Source organism: Paenibacillus sp. FSL R5-0623, assembly GCF_037974265.1.
In the GTDB taxonomy this organism is placed as follows: Bacteria; Bacillota; Bacilli; order Paenibacillales; family Paenibacillaceae; genus Paenibacillus.
In genome coordinates this window covers 2,877,363-2,885,249 of record NZ_CP150233.1, presented here as the reverse complement: position 1 = coordinate 2,885,249, position 7,887 = coordinate 2,877,363, and the positions used below count along the sequence as shown (strand labels likewise).

Below are 7,887 nucleotides of genomic sequence, written 5' to 3'. Positions count from 1 at the left end.
TCCTAAACATGGGATGAAAATAGACAAATATTAATCCTCAATCAGCTCATATTCGCTTAATAAATCTTCAAGATCCTCTAATGACAAGTCACTAAATCCATAGTCGGTAGATGTCTTCTCCGTATGTTCTTTGCTGATACAGTGATTAATCACTTGTTCAATTGCTTCGATATAATAATGGTTTAAATTAAGAATCATTTCTTCTGAAAACGCAGACTTGGTATAGGTTGTGCTAAGGGCCAGGCTTCCGTTATAGATGGCTACATTCAGCTCAATCGGGTTCATGCGTGCAATGTGCTCGCCCATGCTTTCTCCCGGTTTAAAATGCGAAGCATGAACCCACCCGGAATTTGCGGATGCTCCGATCTCTCCCAAATAGTTAAACAGAATTGGAGCCTTTTTCTCCGCCTGTAACTCCGGCATCCGGGCCACATATTTCAGCGCTCCATAGCTAAAGCCTTTATGCGGTACCTTCCTTAATCCCTCTTTCACCCGTTTGATGGTGGTCGAAAGTTCGTCCTCCGCTTCTCCCTCCAACAGAACCGGGTACAGGGTCGTAAACCAGCCCACGGTGCGGCTGAGATCGATACCCTCCAGCACATCCTCCCGTCCATGGCCTTCCAGGTTCACCTTCAGCTTCAGCTCACCCGTTAGCTTACGCACCGCAAGGTACAGCGCACTGAGTAACAGATCATTGATCTCCGTCTGATAGGCCCGATTGCTCTCCCGCAGCAACTGCCGGGTGACTTCCGTACTCAGGGTGCTATGCAGGGTATGGCTGTCCGCAAATCGATCCGCTTCCCCCCGCTCTCCCAGGTTCAGTCCAGCCCCTTCCGCTGCAAGTCTACCCCAGTAAGCTCGCTCCTTGGCGGCATGCGGGCTGTTCGCGTAATCTTGCACGGCTTCTGCGAAACGCTGGTAAGAGTCAGTCTTCTCGCCCACATCCAGCTCTTCTCCCCGCTCCGCTTGCTGATACAGCACTTCCAGGTCTTCCAGCAGGATTCGCCAGGACACCCCGTCCACGACCAGGTGATGAATCGCCAGCAGCAGATGGTCTCCGTCATCGGCTTCAAACCACCCAACCTGCACCAGCTTGCCCTCTTCCAGGTTACATGCCTGCTGCACCCGGGTAGCCGCCTCATAGACCTGACGCTCTGGTTCATTCCAGTCCCGTATATCAAATCGGTGCAAGGTATACATCCGCTCTCCAGTGTGAACCGGACGGTTGAATTGGCGGATACTCCCATCTGGTTGTATCTCATATCTCATGCGCAGCGCATCATGATGCTCCAGCAATCGGTCCAGCACTGGTTCCAGCACGTCCGGCTTGAACCCGGCCGCCCGATGCAGCATGAAGGACTGCGTAAAGTGATTTCGTTCCGTCGTGTTGTTCGCAAAAAACCACTGCTGAATCGGGGTCAGCTGCACATCTCCTTCCACAGGCTCCTGGCTCTGGCGCTCACGGTGATCCCATTTCACATACGGGGAGAGATCCCGAATCTTTGGATAGGCAAACAAATCCCGAACCTCCATCCGCAGTCCCGCTCGGGCCAGACGTGATCCGATCTGGAGTGCCTTGATGGAGTCTCCCCCGGAGACAAAAAACTGGTGATTGATGCCCAGCTCCTCCATGTTCAGCACATCACGCCAAACTTCCACCAGTATGCGCTCCACCTCGCTACGCGGTGCTTCCATCTCCGGCCCGGCAGGCAGATGGTGGTCCGGCTCCGGCAACGCCTTGCGGTCCAGCTTGCCATGGGACGTCAGCGGCAGCTGATCCAGTTGCACCACATAGGCCGGGATCATATAATCCGGCAGTTCCGCTTCCAGCCAGTCCCGAACAGTAGCAGCTGTCCACACTGCTTCACCTTCGGCTACAACATAGGCGCACAGCGCCCCATTTCCCTGCGGGTCCTGATGAGCCAGAACCGCTGTTTCCCGGATGGCCGGATGTTTCAGCAGTTGTTGCTCGATCTCGCCAAGCTCAATCCGGTATCCACGGATTTTCACCTGTTGATCGGTACGCCCCATAAATTGCAGTTGGCCACCAGGCAGCCAGCGCACCAGATCACCTGTCCGGTACATTTTGCCGCCGGGTTCATGCGGGTTGTCCACAAATTTCTCCGAAGTCATGTCCGGATTATTAAGGTAGCCCCGGGCTACACTGTTGCCGGCAATGTATAACTCTCCTGCTACACCAACTGGACACAGTTGATGATCACTATTCATCACGTACGTCCAGATGTTGGGGAGCGGCTTGCCAATCGGAATATTGCCGTGAACCTGATCTACCCGTTGGTAGGTGGTAGCGACGGTGTTCTCGGTAGGCCCATATGCATTAATCAGGGGGTAGTCAGGAAGAAACGAAAGTTTCAGCTGTTCTCCTCCAGCAATTAGCAAACGCAATGAGGTATTAGGTTGATGGATAAAAACTTCACACACCTTAGGCGGCAACGTGATCAATGTAATGGAGTGTGCATTCAAATATGCATTTAGCCGTGACATATCCAGGCGCAGCTGAGATGGGATGATGTGCAGCTCGGCCCCCATCACCAATGTCGGAAAAATATCGATAATAGACCCATCAAAAGTAATTTGCAAATAATTAGCTGCACGATCTCGCTCCGTGATCTGCTGAGATTCACTGAAGCCATAACATAAATTGGCGAATGATCCATGCTCAATTAATACACCTTTTGGCAATCCGGTTGAGCCTGAAGTATAAATGATGTAGGCCAGATCATGTTCATCATGTTTTATTTTTGACACGCCATGCCGAGCCGATCTTCCACCCTTCTCCCGAATGCTCTGTATTGGTGAGCAATGATCGTCAACCACCAAGGTTTCACAGGAAACCCCGACTCTGTTCACTTGGGATAACAAGTGTGCTTGAGTTACAACCACGCTGGCACCGCTATCCTCCAGCATGTAGCGAATACGTTCCTCGGGAAAGGCAGGGTCCAAAGGCATATATGCCCCACCCGATTTGAGAATACCGAGTAAACCAACCATCATTTCCAATGAACGATCCATCATAATGCCTACAGGCATTTCTTTATGCAATCCAAGATCCAGCAGAGCTTCCGCAACATCGGTAGCCCGTTCATTCAGTTCGCTATAGGTTAGTTGTTGCCCATCATATACAACAGCTACTTTATTGGGAAAATGAATTGCATGGTCTTCAATCTGTTCCGGAACGGACTTTCGTTGGGCGTAGTCCCGAACATTGTTGTTGAACTGGTACAGCAGCAGCTCCCTTTCCTTTTCCGTCACCAGGTTGATCTTACCAATGGTGCGTTGAGTATCTTTTACAATCTCTTTCAAAATTTCGTTATAATGCCCGGCCAGTTTCTCAATGGTCTCTTCTTTGAACAGCCTGGAGGCATACCCGTAAAACATCTCTATACCCTCCGCTGTCTCCAACGCGGTTACGCTCAGATCAAACTTGGCGGTGGGATGACTGAACGGATAGTATTCAGCCAGCAAATCATTAGCGTCCATTCCCGTTGTCTGTTCAGCCTGAAGAGTAAACAGTGTATCGAATAGCGCACTCCGGCTTGCATCCCTTTTCACTTCAAGTTTGCTTACCAGTTCATCAAACGGATAGTCCTGATGGGCAAAGCCCTCAAGCGTAGTATCCTTAATATGATGAAGCAACTGCTGCAAGGACATATCGGGTTCAGGATAGAAGCGTAATGCCAGCGTATTAACAAACATACCCACCATATCTTCCAATTCCGGATGCTCTCGTCCTGCCACCGTAGTCCCTATAATGATGTCATCCTGGGAAGTGTACCTGGCAAGAAGTATCGTATATGCGGTTAACAGCAAAACAAACAGCGTTACACCGTTTTCGGCAGCCAGCAAACGCAGTTTTTGTGTCAGTTCGGAATCCACTGCAAATTGAAGCCGGTTTCCTTCATGACTCTGAATCGCAGGTCGGGAGAAATCAAGCGGCAAATTTAACACGGGCAATTCACCTTTAAGCATGTCTGTCCAGTATTGCTGGTGCTCTTGCCTTTGTTCCTGTTGTTCCGGGGCCAGAGACCATTCAGCATAATCTTTATATTGAAGGGTTAATGGTGCCAATTGTTTATGTTCATAGATTTGCCCTATTTCCTGGATAAGGTTATCGATGGACACCGCGTCTGAAATCAAATGATGCATATCAAGACATAAATATTGGCTGGTCTCTGTTCGCCATAATGCAGCTCTGAACAAAGGGGCTTTCTCCAGATCAAAGGGTTGGATAAATGAATGTATGAACGGATCGAAATCCTTTTGCAACCCGCTGCCTACAAGAAGATTGAAGTTCACTTGGGCATGAATACGCTGCACGGGCTCACCATCGATTTCTGTAAAAGAAGTTCTCAGCCCTTCATGTCTATGAATCATTTCAAGCAATGTCTGCTCCATTCGTACCTGTTCAGCTTCTTTGGATAAACGGATAATAAGTGGCATGTTATACATCAAACCCGTTTGCTGCACCCGATCCAGAATGTAAAGTCTGCGCTGTGCTGCGGACAATGGATAATACGGCTTTTCGTTTGCCTTTTGGATTGGGCAAGTGCGCTGTGTCTCCACTGTTAGAAGCCATGCAGCCAGCTGCCTGATTGTAGGCATGTTAAAGATATCCTTGAGTGTAATCCGAAGCTCTAACTTTCTCTGAATGGCTGACATCATGGCAAATGCTCTCAAAGACTGACCACCCAGTTCAAAAAAGCTATGATCTACACCAATCGGCCGAAGTTCCAATATCTCTTCCCAAATGGATGCCAATATACATTCCAGCTCATTGCTTGGGGCCACATACGTCGTATTGGCCATGCTGTCCACATCGGGATGGGGCAAAACGTTACGGTCCGCTTTACCATTGAGGGTACGCGGAATTTGCTCCAATCTTACAAACCATGAAGGAATCATGTAAGCTGGCAATCGTTCTCTCGCATGTGTTTTCAGTTCATCAAAGCCATGTCCATGTTCTGGCGAATTCCAGACAATATACGCGCATAGGCAGAGCTGACCCTGTTGGTCTTTTTGAGTTATAACTACAGCGTCGCTTACATCGGGATGATCTGCCAGATGATGCTCCACTTCCCGAATTTCAACGCGATATCCTCTGATTTTAATCTGTTCATCATTTCTTCCAAGAAACTCGATATTTCCATCCGGAAGCCATCTCCCCATATCCCCGGTGCGGTACATTTTGTTCCCCGATGCAAGCAGATGATCTACAAAACGGGATTGTGTGAGCTCGGCAAGGTTGAGATATCCCTTAGCAACCCCTGCTCCGCCGATATATAATTCCCCTGCTACACCAATCGGAACGGGTTGTTGATGTTCATCAAGTATAAACACCTCATAGTTACCAAGAGGACTGCCTATGGGAATTGACACTCTTCCTTCGTCCTGTGGCATCACACGATAATATGTAGCACATACCGTTGCTTCGGTAGGTCCATATGAATTGTACACCTGAGCCGAACCTACCATATTCCGGACATATTCGTATTTCAGGACATCCCCGCCACTGATAAATTTCATGTTGGCATGTGGACGCAGATGCCTGTTTTTGTCCAACTCGTTTAGAAGGAGCGGGGAACAGCTTAAGACAGTGATGTTCTCTTTTTCAATCTGCATAACCAGGTCATCCACATGCGTTTCGTTTAACTTGTCACTCAGGACAATACGCCCGGATACAGCCAGCAACGGAAATACTTCCTCAGTGAACGCATCGAAAGAAAAGGACACTACCTGGAGAACCGCATCCTCCTCTGTTAGCGGTACTCTGTCCAAAAATGTAGAAATATAGTTCAATACATTTCCATGAGTGGTCATGACCCCTTTAGGTGCACCCGTTGAACCGGAAGTGTAAATCACGTAGGCCAAATCTTCTTGCTCATTAACACCTTCCAGATTGTGTGGTTCCATACGTTCAATTTCCGGGTCGTCCATCGCCAGCTCGGATGTGATGTGGAGCTTGTCTCTCAAAGGACACCCGTTCAAAAGCAACACGGCCTCGCTATCCCTGAGCATGTATAATACTCGGTCATCAGGCAGTTCAGGATCAATCGGCATATATGCAGCCCCCGCTTTAAGAACTGCAAGTATCCCAACAATCATATCCAAGGAACGCTCCACCATAACACCAACGATCGAATTGGGCTTTACCCCTCTCATTCGAAGCAGGCGTGCCAGCTTGTTTACTCGTTCATTAAGCTGCTTATACGACATGGATTTTTCCCCGTGGACTACTGCGATCCGTTCAGGTGTAGATACAGCGCGTTTTTCAAACCAATCATTTAAGGTACCCTGGTACGAATCCACTCGCTTGCTGTTAAACTGCAGCAACACCTGATCCTCTTCCTGACTGGACAACATGCGAAGCTGACTTACCTTTTGCGTGGCGTTCAACGCAATCTCATTCAATACATTCATCAAGTGACTTAAAAAACGTTCCATGCTATTTTTGGCAAACAATTCGGAAGCATATTGCAGATCCAGTTTCATGTGACTTCCGTAATGAATTACGGTGAGACTGAGATCAAATTTGGAGACCGGTAGATCGAATTCACACATTTCCGCTTGAAGCTGACCAAGTTGGAACACATAATCCTCGGCGTGCTGCAAATCAAACATTGTATCAAACAGTGTGTGTCTGCTCCGATCCATGGGTAAGTTCAGTTTTTCAATCAGTTCATCAAAAGGATAATCCTGATTCTCATATGCAGATAAGGTATGCCTTCTCACCTGATTCAAAAACGCGACGAATGTCTGCTCCGGGTCGATGTTATGTCTTGTTGCTATTGTATTGGTGAACAAACCCATTACTGATTTGAGATGTTCATTCGACCTGCCTGCGATCGGGGTACCCACGATAATGTCTTTCTGTCCAGTATATTTAGATAAAAGGACTGCGTAGGCTGATAAAAGCAGCATGTACATCGTTACGTCATGCTCATCGGCAAGACGCTGCAAATTTCTCGTTAATTCCTGATCCAATTGGGTAACCATTCGCTGACCGGCATAATTTTGCTCTGGCGGGCGGGCATAATCCAGAGGCATTTGAAGCTGTGGCAGTTCCCCACTCAGCGTATCCAGCCAATATGTCTCCTGCTTCTTCAGATCACCTGAACGTTCTTTGGCTTTCTCCCATGCTACATAGTCCTTGTACTGGATGGAAACAGGTGTCAACGGTTTTCCACTGTACAGTTCAGCCAGTTCATTCAAAAACAGCGCAAATGACATCCCATCGGATACAATATGATGCATATCCATGAGCAGTACATGCTGATCTTGATCCAAGCGAACCAGTTCCGCCCGCAGCAGCGGAGCCTGCGTTAGATCAAAAGGTCGAATAAATTGTTTGATCTTGACCAAAATATCTAAATCATTCCGTTCACTGAAATCAAGCTTAAACCGAATTTTAGGGTGAATCTTCTGAGCAGGCTCACCCCGATCATCCACAAATGACGTTCGAAGTGCTTCATGTCTCTCCATCACGCGCCCAATCGCTTCTTCAAGTAAATCCAGTTCGAGATGACCCGTCAGCTTCACCGCCATTGGAATGTTATAAGCAATTCCCTGATCGTTCATTTGATGCAGAATATACATTCTTTTCTGAGCTCTGGACAGGGGGTACATCTCGTTGGTCGATTCTTGAGCCTTTGGAATAGGCGCATTCCACACTTCTTCCTGATGGACCAGGAACTGAATTAGAGCCTGTTTGTGTTCTTTAATCTGTGTTTTAAGATCAGCATTGATTTCCTCACGCGGTCCAATCATTTTGATTTTCCCGTCTTGATGGTACAATTTCACATTTCTTCTCTGTAAAAGATTCATAAACTCCGCAATGTTCATAGGAATTCACCATTCCTTTCAGTATGA

At 47.9% G+C, this 7,887-nt stretch carries 1 protein-coding gene; it reads right to left on the bottom strand.

Going from position 1 to position 7,887, the window contains the following annotated elements:
- Nucleotides 1-30: 30 nt before the first annotated feature.
- On the bottom strand, nucleotides 31-7,842 hold the full coding sequence (locus tag MKY92_RS12895; protein WP_339301040.1) for an amino acid adenylation domain-containing protein: 7,812 nt from the start codon (nucleotides 7,840-7,842) through the stop codon (nucleotides 31-33).
- Nucleotides 7,843-7,887: the final 45 nt, after the last annotated feature.